The 19627-nt window shown below is 39.0% G+C and carries 20 protein-coding genes; 14 read left to right on the top strand and 6 right to left on the bottom strand.

Annotated features, from left to right (window positions below; genetic code table 11):
• Window positions 1–71 precede the first annotated feature (71 nt).
• Window positions 72–758, top strand: coding sequence for a TetR/AcrR family transcriptional regulator (locus FTU22_RS09990; protein WP_180094308.1), 687 nt, complete (start codon window positions 72–74; stop codon window positions 756–758).
• A 67-nt stretch (window positions 759–825) separates the two neighbouring features.
• Here FTU22_RS09990 and FTU22_RS09995 read toward each other — a convergent pair whose 3' ends face one another.
• Together FTU22_RS09995 and FTU22_RS10000 are read right to left on the bottom strand one after the other, a co-directional pair.
• A complete protein-coding gene (locus FTU22_RS09995) occupies window positions 826–1257 on the bottom strand; it encodes a hypothetical protein (protein ID WP_180094244.1) in 432 nt (143 codons plus the stop codon).
• Between the two features lie 225 nt (window positions 1258–1482).
• Entirely contained in the window at window positions 1483–2943 is a 1461-nt protein-coding gene (locus tag FTU22_RS10000; RefSeq protein WP_180094310.1) for an inorganic triphosphatase, read from the bottom strand.
• A gap of 322 nt (window positions 2944–3265) precedes the next feature.
• Between FTU22_RS10000 and FTU22_RS10005 the strand changes: the two genes are divergently transcribed.
• From FTU22_RS10005 to FTU22_RS10020, 4 genes are all read left to right on the top strand, one after another.
• Window positions 3266–3649, top strand: a complete 384-nt coding sequence (locus tag FTU22_RS10005; protein WP_180094246.1) for a DUF962 domain-containing protein — start codon at window positions 3266–3268, stop codon at window positions 3647–3649.
• Between the two features lie 592 nt (window positions 3650–4241).
• Window positions 4242–4862, top strand: coding sequence for a thiamine phosphate synthase (gene thiE / locus FTU22_RS10010; RefSeq protein ID WP_078188828.1), 621 nt, complete (start codon window positions 4242–4244; stop codon window positions 4860–4862).
• A 35-nt stretch (window positions 4863–4897) separates the two neighbouring features.
• Window positions 4898–6196: a glutamate-1-semialdehyde 2,1-aminomutase gene (gene hemL / locus FTU22_RS10015; protein WP_180094248.1), complete on the top strand. Its 1299-nt coding sequence runs from the start codon at window positions 4898–4900 to the stop codon at window positions 6194–6196.
• Window positions 6197–6298: 102 nt separating this feature from the next.
• Window positions 6299–6715 carry a heme-binding protein gene (locus FTU22_RS10020; RefSeq protein ID WP_180023855.1) on the top strand — a complete coding sequence of 139 codons (417 nt, stop codon included), beginning with the start codon at window positions 6299–6301 and terminating at the stop codon, window positions 6713–6715.
• Between the two features lie 109 nt (window positions 6716–6824).
• Here FTU22_RS10020 and FTU22_RS10025 read toward each other — a convergent pair whose 3' ends face one another.
• Complete coding sequence (locus FTU22_RS10025) at window positions 6825–7739, bottom strand: LysR family transcriptional regulator (protein ID WP_180094249.1); 915 nt, start codon at window positions 7737–7739, stop codon at window positions 6825–6827.
• A gap of 156 nt (window positions 7740–7895) precedes the next feature.
• Here FTU22_RS10025 and FTU22_RS10030 point away from each other — a divergent pair, with 156 nt between their 5' ends.
• The 5 genes from FTU22_RS10030 (at window position 7896) to rapA (ending at window position 14017) form a co-directional block, all read left to right on the top strand.
• Window positions 7896–8678 (top strand): hypothetical protein, encoded by a 783-nt coding sequence (locus FTU22_RS10030; protein WP_180094252.1) that lies wholly within the window; start codon window positions 7896–7898, stop codon window positions 8676–8678.
• 383 nt (window positions 8679–9061) lie between these two features.
• Window positions 9062–9394, top strand: coding sequence for a hypothetical protein (locus FTU22_RS10035; protein ID WP_078193595.1), 333 nt, complete (start codon window positions 9062–9064; stop codon window positions 9392–9394).
• Between the two features lie 161 nt (window positions 9395–9555).
• Window positions 9556–10260, top strand: a complete 705-nt coding sequence (locus FTU22_RS10040) for a phosphopantetheine-binding protein (RefSeq protein WP_180094253.1) — start codon at window positions 9556–9558, stop codon at window positions 10258–10260.
• 133 nt (window positions 10261–10393) lie between these two features.
• Window positions 10394–11038, top strand: coding sequence for an RluA family pseudouridine synthase (locus FTU22_RS10045; RefSeq protein ID WP_180094255.1), 645 nt, complete (start codon window positions 10394–10396; stop codon window positions 11036–11038).
• Window positions 11039–11179: 141 nt separating this feature from the next.
• Complete coding sequence (rapA, locus tag FTU22_RS10050) at window positions 11180–14017, top strand: RNA polymerase-associated protein RapA (RefSeq protein WP_180023849.1); 2838 nt, start codon at window positions 11180–11182, stop codon at window positions 14015–14017.
• Window positions 14018–14129: 112 nt separating this feature from the next.
• Here the strand turns inward: rapA and FTU22_RS10055 are convergent, their stop codons facing one another.
• Complete coding sequence (locus FTU22_RS10055; RefSeq protein ID WP_180094257.1) at window positions 14130–14567, bottom strand: hypothetical protein; 438 nt, start codon at window positions 14565–14567, stop codon at window positions 14130–14132.
• 515 nt (window positions 14568–15082) lie between these two features.
• Here FTU22_RS10055 and FTU22_RS10060 point away from each other — a divergent pair.
• Window positions 15083–15346: a PAAR domain-containing protein gene (locus FTU22_RS10060; RefSeq protein ID WP_078193592.1), complete on the top strand. Its 264-nt coding sequence runs from the start codon at window positions 15083–15085 to the stop codon at window positions 15344–15346.
• A gap of 106 nt (window positions 15347–15452) precedes the next feature.
• On the top strand, window positions 15453–16250 hold the full coding sequence (locus tag FTU22_RS10065) for an alpha/beta fold hydrolase (RefSeq protein ID WP_180094259.1): 798 nt from the start codon (window positions 15453–15455) through the stop codon (window positions 16248–16250).
• Window positions 16251–16313: 63 nt separating this feature from the next.
• On the opposite strand, the gene fabR is transcribed toward FTU22_RS10065, so the two are convergent.
• The gene (gene fabR, locus FTU22_RS10070) at window positions 16314–16988 is read right to left on the bottom strand and encodes an HTH-type transcriptional repressor FabR (RefSeq protein ID WP_372491111.1); all 675 of its coding nucleotides are present in this window, start codon (window positions 16986–16988) and stop codon (window positions 16314–16316) included.
• A gap of 168 nt (window positions 16989–17156) precedes the next feature.
• Here fabR and FTU22_RS10075 point away from each other — a divergent pair, with 168 nt between their 5' ends.
• Window positions 17157–18224, top strand: coding sequence for a ferredoxin reductase (locus FTU22_RS10075; protein WP_180094261.1), 1068 nt, complete (start codon window positions 17157–17159; stop codon window positions 18222–18224).
• A gap of 12 nt (window positions 18225–18236) precedes the next feature.
• The gene (locus tag FTU22_RS10080) at window positions 18237–19331 is read left to right on the top strand and encodes an acyl-CoA desaturase (protein WP_078193588.1); all 1095 of its coding nucleotides are present in this window, start codon (window positions 18237–18239) and stop codon (window positions 19329–19331) included.
• An 82-nt stretch (window positions 19332–19413) separates the two neighbouring features.
• On the opposite strand, the gene FTU22_RS10085 is transcribed toward FTU22_RS10080, so the two are convergent.
• The gene (locus tag FTU22_RS10085; protein WP_180003812.1) at window positions 19414–19617 is read right to left on the bottom strand and encodes a hypothetical protein; all 204 of its coding nucleotides are present in this window, start codon (window positions 19615–19617) and stop codon (window positions 19414–19416) included.
• Window positions 19618–19627: the final 10 nt, after the last annotated feature.

Consider the following 19627-nt stretch of genomic DNA (forward strand, 5'->3'; position numbering starts at 1 on the left):
ACTATTTGATTAAATTGTGAGCGTCAATTATTTTATTAGTGAATGTTATAAAATATAAATGTTAGCTTATGATGAATGATTCAAAGCAAGAAAATCAGCATGCTAATTCAGCCGATTTGGTCAAGAAGCGTGGACGACCTAAATGTTTTAATGAACAGCAAGCTTTGGAAAAGGCGATGATGTTGTTTTGGCAATTTGGCTATGAAGGAACGTCGATCAGTGATTTGACTCAAGCTTTGAATATCACCGCACCTAGCCTATACGGCACGTTTGGCGATAAAGCCGCGCTTTTTGAAAAATGTATTGAATACTATAGTGAACACGAAGTTCAGCCAGCAGAAAAAATTCTACAAGCAGGTCAAACGGCTAAAATTGCGATGGAATTGTACCTATATGACAGTATTCAGCATTTGGTACAAGCCAATAAACCTAAAGGTTGCATGGTGGTGGTGGCAACAATGAATTGTTCACAGCAAAACCAAACCGTACAAGAACAGCTCAAACAACGTCGTGCCTATACCAAAACTAAAATTATGGATCGGCTCGCTATAGGTGTACACAATGCGGAAATTGAAAGTTTGGCTCATGCAGAGCAATTGACGGATTTTTATATGACCTTATTACAAGGGATGACCATACAAGCACGTGATGGTATGGCCTTGATGCAATTACAGCGCATGGTGAGTAATGCGATGAAATCATGGGGGGTGTTAGCACAAGGTCCAATCAGTATGGATCATGAATTAAACTCCCAATAGCAGCGTAGTCTTAACGTACTTTTCTTAGTTTTTTTGAATGACTGTTATGCAAATACTATTTTGATGTTTATTTGCAGGGATGAATTTTAATGTCACCCAATTCCATCACACTGATATAACCATCAACCGCAATTAAATTGTCACTTTGACTCGATAGAGTTAGACATTCTCCAGACTTGACGCTGGATAGTAACTGACCTTGTTGCGGATTCAAGTTCATACTGTAAATACTTAGTATGCCAGCATCGGTTTTGATTTGGTAAGACTCATCACCATAGTCCTCATTATTATTGCGCAGGACTTTAAAGGTTCGTCGTATCTGATCAAAATTTTGAGTTGGAGAAAGCGGCTTTTCTACTTGTAAGGATGCCGTGCGCCTTAATTCGGTGCTTTGCACAGGCTTATGTTGTTCACTACAAGCACTCAGTAATGGGAAAATGATAAATATAAGTGAAAATGAAAATAGGGGATGAATTACAGGTATGTGACTATTAAACATAAAACCACCCTGAATCTAATTTTTCAGATAGCTTATTTTAAAAGTTTTTATCCAGAAAACAAAAATAATAGCTTCTCAAAATATTTCAATGTAACTGAGTCAAACTAAAGAAATGATGAATTGAAATTAGCCGACTTTGAATCTGAATGTTCAACAAATGAATATCTATATGACAATGTGGGATGCAAATAAAAAGGGAGACTCATTGAATCTCCCTTTTTGATTTTACTTAATGAGTTTTCGGCTGACAAGGAATTGTTCTGTCGCTTCTAAAAGTTTATCTGCATAAACCTCTAGTTTTGCCGTCAACCAACCGAGAACAAACCAATCACTAGCTTCCAGCTCTGTTTGCTGAATATATTGTGCAGAAGAGGAAAGGACTTGATATTCCTGAGCCGCGACTTGTGCATCATTGAGCGCTTTACTATATTTCTGCAAGTTTTTTACATCATAAATAGACGTCAAAATTGGGAAGCTAAATTTAAGCTCTTGTATGCGCTGAGAAAGCACATCTAAGCTTTCAAAATTGTTAATGTCGGCATCATTTAAAGCCTCTTGAAGGGCTTTATATTGGTTTTGCAGGGTTGTTTGAGCATACCATTTAAAATCATGTTGCTGCGGCGCATCATCGACTTTCAAACTAAACATTAAAAGCTCAAGATAATGATGTACATTTTGAGTCGATTTAACCAAATTGCCTAACTTCTCTTTGCAATACAAAATATCTTTAGTTAAATTTTCTGAAGTCGTTGGGTTTTGTAAAAAGCCTCCCAAAGTATTTTGCATGTGCTCAAAATGATGTAATTGTTCAAACTGCTGTTTAAATGCGCCTAATTGCAATGCCCATTTTTCAACGATATCACTGTTCCAATCTTTAAACAGCGAAATGGTTAATTGTAGATGATGGAGTGCTTTCTGAGCTTGTATAATGTGCTCTGCCTGAGCAACGCCTGCAGAAATTGCGGCAATATTAGGCAGAAGGTGCTGCATTTCCTGTGCAATTAAAAGTCGTAAGTTTTTTGCGGCAGTATCTTTTTTACTGAGTTGAAATTCTTTAGCCTCAACTGCTGGACTCACAGTTTGATTAAACGCCAGCAAATTCCCGATTTCCGCTTTACTGCGAACATCTAACCATAAATGATACTTTTTAACCCATTCGAAACTAAAGGCAAGGAGTGATTGAATAGAGCCACTTTTAAGCTCAAATTCAACTTCATGAACTTCTGTTTCTGTGCTGTTGCTGCGGATACAGCCGACATCTAAGCAAACTTCGATCTTGGCATCTTCAAACTCTATGACGCGATAAGTTCTGAGAATATCTGTTTCAAACTGAAGTTGTAACGAATCCTGCTGATCGCCTAAAGTGGTTTTTAAAACTGACTGAACTTCAGCTTCATTGGCATAGACCGATAAATCTAGGGCAGGGGCTTGTTCATGCTCGCCCAAATCTAAGTTATGTTCAAACCGTTCAATGTGACTTTTACCTGCAGCTTTCAGGGTTTGAATCCAGCGCGTTCCTTCTAAACGTTGACGCAAAGCTGCATGCTGCTGTGCCATTTTTCGATCTGGGGTATCAAAATATTTAGCTTTAAGTTGAATTTGTTCCGATTTTTTTGGATCGAGTACCTTTAATAATGCAGTTCGACGTGCTTCTGGAATCTGGAACTTTAATTCAACTTCAACCATGGTTTTCTGTCCTGATGTTACAACTTCATGATCTGGCATAAAGCGATCTTTAAATTTTTATAAAAATGAAAAACTAAAATGTGCGTAAATTTTCTATCAGCTAAACGCGTGTCGATTGTAGCGAAAAACAGTTGAGAAGTAAGACTTGACGGATTTGAAAACTCTGCTTTTGGACTAAGAAAAGTTTTAAAAGATGGATATTCCATCAATTGTATAATTCACTATTGCTTGAGTTACATTGGGACAAAATAAAATTTTACGCCTTTAAAGTGGGCGAGTTTTGAGCTATGTTGATTAAAAATAAGTTCAGGATGAGCACAAAATGAATTCACAAGTACAACCCGAGTTTAATCGAGATTTAAAGCCCGAATTTCAGTTACCTATTCGTGACTACTCGCAATTTTATCGATTTTATTTGACTGAACATCGAAATATCATGAGCCGACGTTTACATGCCACAGGCAGCAGTATTGGACTCTATTTCTTTGCAAAAGCAATTTTAAAAAGACAACCGAAGTATTTTGCTTATGGCCTGGTTTCAGGCTATGCCTGTGCATGGGTCGGACATTTTTTCTTTGAAAAAAATAAGCCAGCTAGTTTCAAGCAACCTTTGTACAGTTTTATTTCCGATTGGCGCATGCTGTCTGATATTGTGAAGGGGAACTTAAGCTTAAAAGACCGCAATTTAGATAAGATTGATAGTTAATTGTTTATTAATCAAACGCTTAATTTTTATGGATATGGGTGTGATTTTTTTGAGTAAATGACTTGCAAAATTAGAGTGATTAGTCTAATAATGTTCATATTGTTTATTTAATTCTTATCTAAAACATGAATAGTCGATAAACCCCAGTTTTCCGAGCCTAGAGTGACCTTCTCTAGGCTTTTTTTATGGCCTTAGAAAAGTCTATTGTTTGAAATATATAACAATAAAAACTTTTATAAAATAGGCTAGACTTTTTGATGCTCTGAACGCTCCCCAAAACGTTTCTTACCAAGCACCAAAAAGTCTAATAGGTTACAAATTTTTATTTTTATAAAAGTGTTGTGTTTTTATGCGCTGCGTTTTGAGTTCTTCTGGTGCACTATTAAATAATTTGTATCAGTTTTGTTCTATACCTGAAAATAGGTATTTTTTGCCATTTTCTACAGAAAATTTAATTAAACATTTATATAAGTAGTCCTGTGAAAAGGAATATAACTTTCTCAGCAGCAAAGCATTAAAATTTTATGTCCCAAGCAACATTTCACAGACCTAATCGTTATAATATTCAAAAGTTTTAAGTTGTGATTGAACTATGCGTGGTTTATACCTCATTACCAATGATGATCCTATCGAATTGCTTTTAGCCAAGCTTGAAGGCGCGATGGCAACTTATGAAGTTGCTGTTTTGCAATATCGTCGTAAAAAAGTGGCAAAGGAAGATCAGGCTTATGAAATTGAATACATGAAAAATATGTGTAATCAGTACAAAGTGCCTTTTGTCATTAATGATGATCTCGAAACTGCAGTTCAATATGGTGTGGGTGTCCATTTAGGGCAAGATGACGGTTCAATTGCTGAAGCTGTAGCACGCTTACCTAAAAATGTTTTGATCGGTCGAAGCTGCAATAACTCTTTAGAACTGGCTGAGCAGGCAATTGCAGACGGTGCAAACTATGTGGCTTTTGGTGCCATTTTTGCAACTGAAACTAAGCCTGAAGCAGGCAATATTGGCTTAGAAACGCTAAAACAAGCCAAAGCGAAACTAAATGTACCTATTTGTGCAATTGGTGGTTTAACTGTAGAAAATTCAGCAGAAGTCATTGAAGCAGGTGCTGATCTTTGTGCTGTTATTAGTGATGTATTAGGTCGTTCAATGTCTGCTGTCAGCAGTCGTGTTTATGAATGGTCTGAGCTTTTTGCTGAACAAGCTTAATTTTATTTTTTAGATTGAATAAGTAGAGAATTTTTATGAGCTTATCTGCTAAGCAAGAACAATTATTTAAACAAGCCAGCAAGCATATTCCTGGCGGCGTAAACTCTCCTGTACGTGCATTTAATGGTGTAGGTGGAACTCCGGTATTTATTGAAAAAGCGCAAGGCGCATATCTCTATGACGTAGACGGCAAGCGCTATGTCGACTATGTCGGTTCTTGGGGGCCAATGATTTTAGGCCATGCTCAGCCAGATATTATTAAAGCAGTTCAAGAAGCAGCTGTAGATGGTTTAAGTTTTGGTGCGCCAACTGTACATGAAACCACTTTGGCGGACATCATTTGCGAAATTATGCCGTCTATTGAATTGGTTCGTATGACCAACTCAGGGACTGAAGCAACCATGACCGCCATTCGTCTTGCTCGTGGCTACACCGGCCGTGACAAGATTGTAAAATTTGAAGGCTGCTACCATGGTCACTCAGACTCACTTTTAGTGAAAGCAGGTTCTGGTCTTTTAACTAAAGGTGAAGGCGAAGCAACTTCGGCCGGTGTACCTGCTGATTTTGCCAAACACACTTTAACCCTGCCATATAACGATATTCCCATGCTGAAAGAATGCTTTGCAAAGTTCGGTTCAGAAATTGCTGGTGTAATTGTCGAGCCAGTTGCAGGCAACATGAATTTGGTGAAACCAATTGACGGTTTCTTGCAAGCCATTCGCGATGTATGTGATGAACATGGTTCTGTCTTCATCATTGACGAAGTAATGACAGGTTTCCGTGTCGGTCTTGGCGGTGCGCAAGCGCATTATGGCGTAACGCCTGACTTGACTACTTTAGGCAAGATCATTGGTGCTGGCCTGCCTGTGGGTGCATTTGGCGGCAAGCGTGAAGTGATGGAATGCATTGCACCTCTTGGCAAAGTTTATCAAGCAGGTACATTGTCTGGTAACCCATTGGCTATGCGTGCCGGTATTGAGATGTTTAAACATTTGCGTCAGCCAGGCTTCTATGAAACTTTGACTGAAAAATTATCAGGTTTGCTTGCAGGCTTACAAGCTGCTGCAGACGAAGCGGGCATTCCGTTCTTTACTCAGCAAGTAGGTGGTATGTTTGGTATTTACTTTACAGATCAAACTGAAATCACAGGTTTTGATTCAATTTTGAAATGTGATGTAGATGCTTTCCGTACCTTCTTCCACGGCATGTTACAGCGCGGTGTAAACTTAGCGCCTTCAGCATTTGAAGCCGGTTTCTTCTCAAGCGCGCATAGCGATGAAGATATTGCATTTACCATTGAAATGGCGAAAGAAGTTTTTGCCGAAATGAAGTAATTGTCATTTAAATCGGTAAATTCTGCTTTAGAATAAAGCCCGCAGCCTGCTGTGGGCTTTTTTGTTGTTTTAAATTCGGCTTTTTAAGAAAAGGATTTTTAAATGAAAACCAAGCATTATTTAACTTTGGCAGATGCAGAATTTTTACTAAACACAGCACATGCTTATGCCGTTGAACAAGGTTTTAATGTCAGCATTGCGGTAATGGATGATACAGGCAATTTATTGGCGATGAAACGAATGGATGGTGCAGCGCCAATGACAGCAAATCTATGCTTAGAAAAAGCCAAATGTTCAGCCATCAGTAAGCGCCCATCTAAATTGTTTGAAGATTTGATAAAAGGTGGGCAGATGGGTTTCTTAACCATGCAGACGTTTAATGGCATGCTGGAAGGTGGTGAGCCGATTTTGTATGAAGGGCAATTGGTGGGTGCAATGGGCGTGTCTGGGGTAAAGTCATTTCAAGATGCAGAAATTGCACAAGTGGCGATTGAGAAGTTTTTCGCGCAGCAAAACTAAGCATGATCTTGAGTGAAATAGATAATTCAGCCCAATCGATATGTTGGGCTTTTTTTTATTTTGATTTAAATGTCTAGGAACTTCGCCCATAGCATTAAATCGAAATTTTCTAAGATTGAGCCGAAGCATTTAGCATGAAATTGATAAATGCTTTGAGTTTAGAAGACTGATAGTTAGACTTTGGATAGAGTAAATAAAAAGGCCGAGTTGTTTGGCTATAAGATTTGAGAACTTCCACCAACGCGCCGCTTTGTAATTCTTGCTCCACTGAAAAGCGGTAGACCTGCATCAGTCCCGCACCTGATTTAGCTAAGATTAAGGTCGAGAGATAATCATCTTTACAGGTAATTTTTCCTTGCACATCAACCATAATTTTTTTGCCTGCATCCATGAGTGACCACGGTCCAGACTTACCTGAACTCGGCAATTCAAACAAAATACATTCGTGATGCTGTAAGTCTTCGATGTTTATAGGTGCAGGGTGCCTTTTCAAATATTCAGGTGTAGCAACAATGCATAATGCAGCATCTTCAAGTTTACGTGCAATTAAGCCAGAGTCGGTTAACTCATTACCGCGAATCGCAATGTCATAATCATCAGTCACTAAATTTACATTATGGTTGCTGACATGAATCTCGAGCTTAATATGTGGAAACAGTTCGGTAAACTTAGCCATTTTAGGCAGCAGACGATAATGTGCATAAGCTGTGGGCACGCTAATTTTCAGTAAGCCGATGGGGTGTTCCTGTTCACCGCTGATTTGCATTTCACCTTCGAGTAGGCTGTTAAGGGCTTGTTTACAAAAATAATAATAATGCTGCCCAGCATCGGTAATTTTAAGTTGGCGTGTAGTGCGGACAAATAGCTTTACCCCAAATTTTGCTTCTAAACGTGATATCGCTCTACTGACTGCGGCAGGAGAAATGCCTGCTGCAATTGCTGCAGCAGAGAAACTTTTCTTTTCCACGGTTAAACAGAATAATTCAAGACTGCCGATTTGCAGATCATCATAGTGACGCAACATAATATTTCTGCTTATTAATTACATGATGTAATAAGTAAATTAAATTTGAAGATCTTTTTCAAGAATTTATTTTCGATAAAGTGGGTTTAACAGCTGATTCAGCACTTGCTGAGAGCAATTATTTATACAACTCCACAACGAATATAGGAGATACACATGGCGATTCTCAACTACGAAACAGGCCCGATTCAGGCAGAAGCAGCGTTTACTTCAGACTTCCCGGTTGCAAGTGAAATCAAGATGCATGATTTAGTGAATATGCAGGAAATTGAACGTCGCAGCATGGATGTGCGTCCGGGCATGCGCCACAAATATATGCCACTTGGTTTTGACCGTTTTAGTGGTGCGCTTTGGACTGGTGGACGCTACTTATTTGATACTTGGGAAAATGTAAAAGATTATGAGCGTTTCACCAGTGAAGAATTGGAATTTGAGCCGAATGTAAAGTTTTGGAGCCGTCCATTTTTCTTGAATGTACAGCGATATATTTGGCGTGTTGCTGGTGCTCATGATTTTAAACCCTTAGCAACATCACATCATGTTGTGCGTTTTGAACGGTTTTCTACACAGCATGATCAGTTAGATCAGCTACTAAAAGAGGTTTGGCCGACTTTGCGAGAGCAAGCGCAGGCGCTAGGTTTGTCCAGTGCTTGGCTGATGTTTAATCAAGATGAAAAGCAAGTCAGTATTGTGACTGTGGCTGCCAAAGTGGATACAGGTAATGCGGCTGAAGATAGCATCAAGGCTTTGGCTAAACTTGAAAGCATGAGCTCTTTGAGTGAATTGTTACCTTCTGAATTAAAGTTAACTCCACTATTTGATCGAACCAATCCAATACTTGCACAGTGGCTGCCTCTGTCTCGTGTTGCAGGCGGTGAACCTTCGGTACATCCGATGTCACCACCTTTGACTGCACTGAATGTCGAACCTCAGAAATAAACACGATAAGCTGACAGGAGTACTGCTCTTGTCAGCATTAACATTTAAGAAACTTGTCCAGCAAATCTTGTCGTTTGAAGTATCAGGGTTTATTAGGGTACTATCAGTGCTAGTTTTATATGCTATGTAATATACTGATTTAGGAATTACATTAAATAATGTAATTCTTGATGCGTATATTAGGGATGAGCTGCAGCGATACATATATTTTACAATTATGAGTATTGATGTATCTCGAATATTGTTTGGGGATGAAAAGAATATTAAAGAAATTATCATAAAATAAAAAAATGATATTTGAAGAAAAATATCTATATTTGAAAATTTTTTATGCTCATTTAAAAAAGAATGGACGTTATACAAATTAAAATAAAGGGGAAGGTATGGACTCAAAAGAATTAGCTCATCTGCTCAAAAAAGGAATTATTAACGAAAACCTAGAAATTTATAAAGGATTGTTCACAGACTGCTCACCATCAGAAATAAAAGATCCTTATTTTATTGAAGCAATAAGTTTTTTTAATACTTTGCCAGACGAACATAAGAGAATTTTTTTCTCAATCTTACGACAAGTAATGATTGATTCAATTAGTAATGTATTAGGTGTTATTGATGGCAGCTCAAGTTTAGAAGAGCACGATGGTGATTTTTCTTTGCTGTATGAGGGTAAATCACTTGAATATTTACAAGATTATTTTTTATCCGAATTTGAATAAAACCAAAACTTAGGTTTATCTAATAAACTTAATAGAATTAAAAAAATCTATAAGTTTAAAGTTGACCAAAAAGTAAATTATCAGTAGCCGAAAGTCACTTTCAGATATGATTCTGCGTTAGCATATCAATTGTTCCAACTTGAGTTATGTACTGAGTCTGTATGCTTTATCCCATGCCTAAAAAAATCCAATTTGCACCATCTCAAGCAAAATGGCAGCTGTCATCAACACAGTCAGTATTGGTACTGGTTGGCTTACAAAATTTACGCATGCAGCAGGGTATACAAGATACGCAGTTGATGGAAAATTTGATCCAACTGACCAATAAAGCCAAAGCTTTAGAGATTCCAATTGTCGATTTATATGGTGATGATTTACTTCAAGGCATGCAGCAACTTGGTGAATATGCAACAACACACCCGCAGCTGATCTTTGCAGGGCAAATCACGCCTATGCTGAAACAGATCTTGCCGCATCTATATAGTGTAACAGAGCAAATCTGTATCGTTGATGACGCAATTGTGCTGAGTAATCAGGAACAGCATATTCAGTGGGTGGACTCCATGTCAGGCCAAGGTATACATCATATGAGTAGTTATAATTTGATGCGGCTTTGGAATCTGTCAGCACCAACGGAATTCGTTTTGTCAACCAAAGGTATTTTATTGGCTATTGCAGAGCAGCTAGATATGGAGGCATTGGAAATAGATCCCTTAACCGATTTACGCAGTTATGGGCTTGATTCCGTTGCCATGGTCAGCTTAATTGGTTTGTGGCGTGCCAATGGTGCAAACATCCGTTATGAAGACTTTTTAGATGATGCAAGTTTAAAAGCATTGCTAGAAAAATTGCTCAGTACAGACTAAACAAAGCCAATTGGAATTATTTTTGTTCTAAATCGGAAAATACGTCGGGAAATATGGCTTTGTGCATTGTAATTGTTGGCTAAGCTTTTTATTATTGCCGCCTTGTTTTTCGAGATCAGAACTGGATTGAACTTTGAGTAATTTTCTAACCGAACACCTGATACATCGTGACACTGACTTTATGGTGATCCATAAACCAGCAGGTTTACTCACAGTTCCGGGAAAAACAGCAGATTTACAAGACTGTGTTATCAATCGATTATTACAAATTGAGCCGAATACTTTGCTCATTCATCGTTTGGATCGTGATACCTCAGGTATTTTGGTTTTTGCATTAACTCGTCAAGGGCAAAATCGAATTTCACGCCAGTTCCAAGAACGTCAAACTTCAAAAACATATCAGGCATTGGTTGCGGGTACGCTTGAAGGTGAAGGTACTGTCGATGTACCCGTCGTGTATGACCCAAAACATCCGCCACTGCATATTGCCGATCCTGCACATAATAAGCCTGCACTTACGCATTGGAAAGCCACTGAACATTTTGAGATTCAGGGTCAATCCGTAACACGCGTAGTATTAACTCCTATTACTGGTCGATCACATCAGCTTCGTGTTCATATGCAATATTTAGGTCATCCTATTGTTGGTGATACTTTGTATGCAACACCTGAGCAACAGCAGCTGATGCCGCGCTTATGTTTACATGCTGAGCGCTTGAGTTTTAACAATCCTGAAACTGAGCAAACAGTGGAATTTCACTGTCCTGTACCATTTTAGGAAAATCATTTAAATCCCTAAGAATTCTGCTCACTATTTAGTGGGCTTTATGTCAAAATGTATTGCTTTATGGTCTAGATTTTTGCTCAAATAACATTCACAGTTTGAGCATAATATTTTCAGACCGAACTTGAGAAAAAGGTGGAAAAATTGCAGCAGTTTGCTATTGGTCAACGTTGGTTATCAGATACAGAAACGGAACTGGGTTTAGGTGTTCTTATTGATGTTGATGAGCGATCGGTCAGCATTTTATTCCCTAAAAGTGATGAAACTCGTGTCTATGCCCGTCACAATGCACCTTTATCTCGTATTGTTTTCAATGTAAATGACGAAGTCCAAGATCAAGAAGGTCAAATTTGGATTGTTGAATCTCTTGAAGACCGTGGTGGTGTGGTTCGTTATAACGCGGTACGTAAACTTGCCGATGGCACAGAAGAGCGTAAAGCACTGAATGAAACACGTATTGGTGCAAGTATTCAGTTAGCAAAACCATTAGATCGTTTGCTTGCAAGCCAAGTGGACTATAAAGAATGGTATGACCTGCGTATCGAAGCACTGCTTCTTCAAGCCAATATGAAGTCTAGCCCTCTACGTGGCTTGGTAGGTTCACGTGTGGGTCTCATTCCACACCAACTGTATATTGCGCATGAAGTGGGTAAACGTTTTGCTCCACGTGTATTACTTGCTGATGAAGTGGGTCTAGGTAAAACCATCGAAGCAGGTCTGATTATTCATCAGCAACTCAAAACGGGTCGTTCAGAACGTATCTTGGTCTTAGTACCTGATTCATTGCAATATCAATGGATGATTGAAATGCGTCGTCGTTTCAATCTTGAGTTCTCATTATTTGATCTGACACGTACAGCATCAATTAAAGAACACGATCCAGATCTAAACCCATTCTTAACAGAACAATGCATCATTGCGAGTGTCGATTTGATGATCGACCATGATGACTTGCGTGAACAAGCCCTTGAAGCTGGTTTTGATTTGCTCGTAGTCGATGAAGCCCATCATTTAATGTGGTCAGAAGAAGAAGGCGGCAATGACCGTTATGACCTTGTTGAAGAACTTGCTGAAAAAACGCCGGGTGTCTTGTTATTAACCGCAACGCCTGAACAATTAGGTGTGGAAAGTCACTTTGCACGTTTACGTCTGCTCGATCCACAACGTTTTAGTTCGCTTGATCGTTTCTTGGATGAAGAAGAGCAGTATCACCAAACAGCTAAAATTGCTGAAGTGTTGATGTCTGATCTGCCACTCGAAGAAGGGCATTTGGCAGCGATTGAAAGCCTATTAGGTCATCGAATTACTGACGAGCCAGAACAACGCTTCCGTGCTATTCATGAGTTACTAGACCGTCATGGTACTGGTCGTATTTTATTCCGTAATACTCGTGAAGCGATTCAAGGCTTCCCGGGGCGTGACTGTCAGCCTGCGCCATTACCTGCACCAGAAAACTGGTCTAAAGATGGCAAGCTACGTGAACAAATGTGGCCTGAAGAAGCGCAGCTTGATGGCTCGTGGATGGAAACAGACCCACGTGTGATGTGGTTGATGGAACGTCTGCGTACAGACCTGAAACACAAAAAAGTGTTATTGATTGCACGTAGTGGTCCAGTGGTTGAGTCTTTAGAAAATGTACTTCGTTTGCATGCGGGTATTCGTACAGCGATGTTCCATGAAGGCATGAGCTTATTAGAGCGTGATCAAGCAGCAGCTTACTTTGCTGAAGAGTCATACGGTGCGCAAATTTTACTATGTTCAGAAATTGGTTCTGAAGGTCGTAACTTCCAGTTTGCATCTGACCTAGTGTTATTCGACTTACCAGCCAACCCAGATGTACTTGAACAACGTATTGGTCGTTTAGACCGTATTGGTCAAGAAAATCGTATTCAAATTCATGTGCCTTATCTGGTTGGTACTGCTCAAGAGCGTATGTTCCGTTGGTATAACGAAGCATTAAATATTTTCTGTAATATCTCGCCGACTGCGCAAACCTTACAAGAAAACTTTATCGTCAATCTGAAAGATTGTTTGTTGGCAGATAAAGGCCAAGAGTTTGAAGATTTGCTCGAAGCGGTGAGTGTACAACGTGAAGCACTTGAAGCTGAACTTCAAGAAGGTCGTGACCGTTTACTTGAATACAACTCTTGCCGTCCAATCGTGGCACAAGAAATTGTGACTGCACTTGAAGACTACGACGACAATACTACGTTACCAATGTTCATGAAGCGCTTCATGGCGTCTACAAACATTGATTTTGATGAGCAAAGTAATGGTACCGTGATCATCAAGCCAACGGATCAAATGCAAGTTCAAGGTCTGACTTTGGACGAAGAAGGTATGACGGCGACGTTCTATCGTGACCAAGCACAGATCCGTGAAGATGCTCAATATTTAACACTTGAGCATCCATTCACTGAAAGTGTGATGGAAATGATTAATACGCAAGGCTTTGGTAGTACCAACGTTGCTGTATTGAAATCGGCCGCTTTACCGCAAGGTTCTGTGTTAATGGAAGTGTGGTTTAAAGTCGATGTCGTTGCACCGAAAGCATTGAATTTGCCGTCAAGTTTGCCACAACAGTTGGTTCGTGTATTACTGAGCGAAAAAGGTCAGGATTTATCGCAAAAAATTGCACCTGAAATTTTACGTCCTTATTTACATCATCTTGATGGCAACAGTTGCCGCCAAGTGGTTAAGGCGCGTCGTGATGTCATTGAACAGCGTTATACGCAAGCGCTTGAAATTGCTCGTGGTGCATTACCGGGCTTTAAACAACAAGCCAAAGAAATCTACGGTAGCAAATGGCAATATGAAATTGACCGTTTAACTTATTTGAAGCAGTTCAACCCAAGTATTCGTGAAGACGAAATTGCACGTTTACAAAAACTGCAAAAAGAAGGTTTAACACTGCTTGATGGTCTAGCGGTTACACCAGAAGCGATTCAAATTATGGTAGTGGTTAAGCCATAAGTTAAGAATCTTAAAAAAGCACCTTAGGGTGCTTTTTTTTATGGCTAAAATTATAACTGTAAAATTAATCACGACAGATTTACGCTAAATCAAAGTTTTGTATTGTTTATTTTTAATCTAAATTGTCGAAATCGGCATAAAAAAAGTAACTATTCTTCAGCAATTCTACAGCTTGATTAAAATCTTCATTTTCATCCAACATATAAAATATGCCATCAAGCTTTGTATAGTCAGGATGATTTTTTGCTAACTGAATTTGGATCGTACTTCGTTCTGCTTGGCTGCGTGTTGCATAATGAGCTGTAAGTAAATCAAAGTTAATGCCAATGCATAGCGGCTGTTTTAAGGCAATGGCACCACAATAAGCATGTATTTCAGGTAATAAACGTAAGACTAAATCAGCCTCTTTGTTTTCCGCCACGATGAGCTCTAGGTCTGCAGTCTTACACAAGGCCAGTATTTCTGTTAATAGGGTTGAGTCATCAAGTGTATGGTCTAACACGATGACTTTTTGCGGTTGGGTTAAATCAAAGTCATTTATTAAAATCATAAAACCTCCTGAAAATAGAATGGTTATGCTTTATTTATCTGCGCTATTTATATGAAGTTGTGCTACGTATTGAGTCTAAATATTTACTAAAAATGGTTTTGAATAATGTGTTTAGTCTAAGAACGTTCTAAGGTTAATCATGTCGTAGAAACACACCTTGTTCTGATTCGAAGTTCAGTTAAATACTGAAATTGTTAATATAGGGCGCTACGCTTCATGCTCATTGCTATACCCAATATACAAGATTTGATTAATAAAAGAATCGGCATCGCGACATAAGTTGTCGTTATTGATGTCGATTGAATTATGAAAGTGAAATGATTAAATGTATTCGGACATATAGCGATAGCATCATAATCAAATGATTGTTCACGAACTGCCTTAAGGTCGTGTTTTAATGCTTTAGTTAAGTAAAGTTTTGGCTTGGTTAAATTTATACGTCGATGCTAGCGAGTTGTGGGTAGTTCCGTTAAAATGCTTCAAATTTCAGCAGTTCGTTAGAAGAAAATAAAAATATGAAATCCTTAATTACCTTAGGTAGTAAAACGTCACACGGTGGTGTGGTTTCAGAATGTGAACCTTCATTTGTGATTAATGGTATTGCGGTGCATTTAAACGGCATGAAACATTATTGTCCGAAATGTAATTCGACTGTGGCTGCGATCGCGGCAGATCAAAGTACAACGGTAAAGGGGCGAGGTGTTGTGGTTGCTGGAGATAAAACCACTTGTGGCGCAACATTTTTACCGAATCAATCAATGGTCGGTTCACAAAAATAATCTGCAAACTGACTTTGGGGTCATATAGATAAACTCATTGAGTCCTGTTTAAATCGTATAGATCTCTTTATGATGGGTCATCATCAGCTGATTAGATGAGTTTTAGATGAAAAGCGCGATCCATTTTACCCATGCCAATGGTATTCCTGCTGCAAGTTATCGAAAGTTTTTATCTTACTTTACACCGCAATTTGATGTGAAGGCGATTCCGCTTATTGGTATGGATGAGCGCTATCCGATCACCAAAGATTGGCGATATTTGGTCGATCAAGTCATAGCAGATATCGAGCACCAATTTCCAAAACAACAAGTGATTGGGCTTGGGCATTCTTTTGGCTCTTTAGTCACTCTTATGGCGGCTTATAAACGTCCAGATTTGTTTTCACAACTGATTATTATGGATCCACCTTTCGTAATCGGTCCTAAGTCTGCCATTTTTGAAGGTATGCAAAAATTAAAGCTCAAAGCTGTCGATAAAATTACCCCAGCGGCAATTACATTGAAGCGTAATGACCATTGGCCAAATTTGGATGAAGCCTATACGGCACTACGGAATAATCGTTTATTTAAAAGTTTTGATCCGCAATGTTTTGAGGATTATTTTGCACAAGGTGTTCGCACTGATGAAAAACGCGGTGGCGTGACCCTCAGCATTCCAAAAGCCGTGGAAGCGCAAATTTTCCGTACAGTACCTGCATGGTGGTGGCGTACTCCACGAAAAGCCCCTCAAATGCCTGTACACCTTATCACCGCAGATAACAGCCATTTTTATAAACAAGGTTTGCCTGACGGAATGAAGAAAACCTATGGTATAGATTATAGTGTAGTTGAAGGTGGGCACATGTTTCCACTTGAGCAGCCGAAACAGACAGCGCTACACGTCATGCAGTACTTACAGCATTAGAAAAATAAATTTTGCTCATAAAAAAGGAGACCTGAACGTCTCCTTTTTTTTGACCGTTAACTTTTAGCGAATCTGGGCTTCGTCTAAATGGCGAGCACCTTCCAAAATCATGCGAATCATAATCATGGTTTGTTCGGCAACTTCTTTGCGTTGTTCTGTCGGTAGATCAATGACTTTCGCACCCATGTTAAACACCAATTGGGTAATACCACGTGCCACGATGTCAGGATGAGCCAATTTACTTTGATTTAAACGTTCAAGCACGATTAAATCTTCTCTTAATTCTTGTTGGAAATAGTTAAGTTGACGCTCAACTGCATTTTTATAGGAATGCGAACCAGTATAGCCTTCACGAAGTAAAAGGCTTAAGTTGCCTTCATCGGCATCTAGCTGCTGAATAAATACTTCAACTGAACTACGAATAATACTGCTTTGGCGTGATGCCTGAAGGCGTGCTTCATGCAGAATTTGACGTAACACACCGCCAGCTCGATCAATCAACTCAATGGCTAATTCATCAATATCTTTGAAGTGACGATAAAAACTATTTGGAGCAATGCCAGCTTCACGTGCAACTTCACGCAAACTCAGTGATGAAATACTTTTTTGTGGACCAATTAAATTAAGCGCTGCCTGAAACAGTTCTTCCTTGGTAATCGTTGCTTTACGACCTACAGTGCGAACTGCAAGTGGAGTTTCAGCTTCAGAATGTAATTCTTCCTGGTACATGTTAACCATATTCGTCTGTGCAGACTGAGTCATATTTTTTAATAGATTAAAAACATTAACATATTATAGCGTCTGCTAATAGCTTTTGTGAAAATGTCGATTAAATGTACAATCGTATATACAAATATATATACATGTGTATAATAATTAAAAACCTCCCATGAGTTGTATTTGATTATGCATGTACTCGAAAAAGCGAAAAAGCCTTTAAACGCACTCAAAGACAGTGTTGTAGAAGTCAATGCGGTGAATTTCTGGTTGCAGAAATTTAATCCGTTATGGTCTGGTAATCAGGCTCTCGGCAAAATTGTACAAAAAGAAAATGCAGCAAATGAGATGGTCAGCCTAACCATACAGGTGAACCGTTTATTTAAAATTGGCGAAGCTGGTCAGCATCATCCTGTTTTTGCTTGCGTAAATGGTATCCGTTACGAACGTACTTATAGTTTGACTCAGTTGGATGATCAACACGTATTACTTAGCGTAAAAAAAGTGAATACGGGTATCGTGAGTACTTGGCTCGTAGAACAAGCGCAAGTGGGTGACATCTTAGAATTTGGTCAGCCTTTTGGTGATATGACTTTGGTGTCAAATTCTGCGCCGTTGCTACTATTGGCTGCGGGTAGTGGTATTACGCCAATGTTGAGTTTGTTGAAAGCGATGAGCAAAACCAAGCAAATTGCGGAGCAACCAATTCAGTTAATGTATTGGGTTAAGTATCACGATGACGCCGCATTCAAATTACGCTTCGAAGCTTTGGCAAATGAATATCCAAACTTTAAATTTCAAATTTTCTTTACCCAAGAAGAAGTTGCTGATCCACGATTAAATGCCGCTCACGCTGCTCAAATTGACGACATTGAGCACAGTACTGTGTTTGCATGTGGTCCATCGGGTTTCGTCACTCAGGCCGAAGCGTTATTTGATCATGCACAATGCTTTATGAGTGAAGCATTTAGCATGAGTCCAATTGCAACGGATGACATTGGCTTTGTGAATGTCACGCTTACGCAATCCAATAAAACCGTCAGTATTCCAAAAGGCCAATCAATTTTAGCCAGTCTTGAACAGCAAAATATCAAACCAAATCACGGTTGCCGTATGGGCATTTGTAATAAATGTGCCTGCAACAAAGTTGAAGGTACGACTAAAAATATGGTCAATGGTAGCCAAAATACAGAACCGGGTAATTTACTCAAAATTTGTGTGAACTCAGCACAGTCAGATCTCGTTATTGATTTATAAGGTAGAAAAAATATGAACATGCCTGTAAAAATTGAATATTTTAAAAATCCTAAAAACCGTGAGTTAACCCAATCGCAATTAGATGAACTTGCGCGTGAGCTTGACGCGATTAAGCAAGAAGTTTTAGATGACTTAGGTGAAAAGGATGCGAAATACATTCGTCGTGTGTATTCGACTATTCGATATTCATCTATGGCAGGTCGTGCATTATTGTTTGCAGGTTGGTTTCCGCCAGCGTGGATTTTAGGCACAGGTCTTTTAGGTTTTGCCAAAATCATGGAAAACATGGAATTAGGTCATAATGTCATGCATGGTCAATATGACTGGATGAATGATCCTAAATTCAATGGTCAGACTTATGAATGGGATATCGTGGGTACTGCAGATAACTGGCGCCAAACTCACAATTTTAAACATCATACCTATACCAACATTAAAGGTATGGATGATGATATTGGTTATGGTCTCGTTCGTTTATTCCCAGAACAGCGTTGGAAGCCGGGCTATCTATTACAACCGATTTATAGCATTCCATTTTGCTTATTGTTCCAATGGGGTGTTGCCATTCAAAACCTTGAATTGGGTAAATACTTTAAAGGTCGCAAAACAAAACAGCAGACCAAAGAAGAATGGAAGCCAATGCAAGCCAAAATCGGCAAGCAATTATTTAAAGACTATGTGTTTTTCCCGCTTATTGCAGGGCCTGCAGCATTACCTGTGCTCACAGGGAACCTCGTTGCGAATGGTCTTCGTAATATTTGGACGTTTAGCATTATTTTCTGTGGTCACTTCACCAAAGATGTTGAAGTTTTCCCGAAAAAAGTACTTGAAAATGAAAGCCGTGGACATTGGTACATGCGTCAAATTCGTGGTTCTTCAAACCTTACTGGTTCAGAAGCATTTCACATTTTGACAGGGCATTTAAGCCATCAGATCGAACACCATTTATACCCTGACGTTCCTGCACGTCGTTATCGTAAAATGGCGCCAAAAGTGCAGGCGGTCTGTGAAAAATATGGTTTGAACTATAACAACGCAAGTTTAGTGAAACAGTACGGCAGTGTACTAAAACGTATTGTGAAATATGCGTTTCCATTTAAAAAGTAATAAACGCTACACTAAATTTACGGGAAAAAAAGCCATGCAATTGCATGGCTTTTTTATATTAACTTTGGGGAAAATATTTATTTCAATTTTTGATATGTAATTTGAGGATCTTAATCAAATTCATATAATTTCCTTTTTTAGCCATACGAATGACCAATTCAATTTCTTCTTTCGTCCACATCTGGCGAGTGGCTGAGAAGGCAAATTGAGCAAGGAGTACAAATGGATTTTCGCCAAATTTAATATGGAGGCCTTTGACATATTTCGGTGGATTGAATTGATTCATATTCTTTTCC

This window comes from Acinetobacter sp. YH12076 (genome assembly GCF_013419525.1).
Classification (GTDB): Bacteria; Pseudomonadota; Gammaproteobacteria; order Pseudomonadales; family Moraxellaceae; genus Acinetobacter; species Acinetobacter amyesii.

Coding starts and splice junctions, on each gene's coding strand:
- fabR (WP_372491111.1), bottom strand. CDS start 16,988: ATGGTTAACATGTACCAGGAAGAATTACATTCTGAAGCTGAAACTCCA.
- FTU22_RS10060 (WP_078193592.1), top strand. CDS start 15,083: ATGAAATCCTTAATTACCTTAGGTAGTAAAACGTCACACGGTGGTGTG.
- FTU22_RS10075 (WP_180094261.1), top strand. CDS start 17,157: ATGCATGTACTCGAAAAAGCGAAAAAGCCTTTAAACGCACTCAAAGAC.
- FTU22_RS09995 (WP_180094244.1), bottom strand. CDS start 1,257: ATGTTTAATAGTCACATACCTGTAATTCATCCCCTATTTTCATTTTCA.
- FTU22_RS10065 (WP_180094259.1), top strand. CDS start 15,453: ATGAAAAGCGCGATCCATTTTACCCATGCCAATGGTATTCCTGCTGCA.
- FTU22_RS10080 (WP_078193588.1), top strand. CDS start 18,237: ATGAACATGCCTGTAAAAATTGAATATTTTAAAAATCCTAAAAACCGT.
- FTU22_RS10085 (WP_180003812.1), bottom strand. CDS start 19,617: ATGAATCAATTCAATCCACCGAAATATGTCAAAGGCCTCCATATTAAA.
- FTU22_RS10040 (WP_180094253.1), top strand. CDS start 9,556: ATGCTTTATCCCATGCCTAAAAAAATCCAATTTGCACCATCTCAAGCA.
- FTU22_RS10055 (WP_180094257.1), bottom strand. CDS start 14,567: ATGATTTTAATAAATGACTTTGATTTAACCCAACCGCAAAAAGTCATC.
- FTU22_RS09990 (WP_180094308.1), top strand. CDS start 72: ATGAATGATTCAAAGCAAGAAAATCAGCATGCTAATTCAGCCGATTTG.
- FTU22_RS10035 (WP_078193595.1), top strand. CDS start 9,062: ATGGACTCAAAAGAATTAGCTCATCTGCTCAAAAAAGGAATTATTAAC.
- thiE (WP_078188828.1), top strand. CDS start 4,242: ATGCGTGGTTTATACCTCATTACCAATGATGATCCTATCGAATTGCTT.
- FTU22_RS10000 (WP_180094310.1), bottom strand. CDS start 2,943: ATGGTTGAAGTTGAATTAAAGTTCCAGATTCCAGAAGCACGTCGAACT.
- hemL (WP_180094248.1), top strand. CDS start 4,898: ATGAGCTTATCTGCTAAGCAAGAACAATTATTTAAACAAGCCAGCAAG.
- FTU22_RS10020 (WP_180023855.1), top strand. CDS start 6,299: ATGAAAACCAAGCATTATTTAACTTTGGCAGATGCAGAATTTTTACTA.
- FTU22_RS10005 (WP_180094246.1), top strand. CDS start 3,266: ATGAATTCACAAGTACAACCCGAGTTTAATCGAGATTTAAAGCCCGAA.
- FTU22_RS10025 (WP_180094249.1), bottom strand. CDS start 7,739: ATGTTGCGTCACTATGATGATCTGCAAATCGGCAGTCTTGAATTATTC.
- FTU22_RS10030 (WP_180094252.1), top strand. CDS start 7,896: ATGGCGATTCTCAACTACGAAACAGGCCCGATTCAGGCAGAAGCAGCG.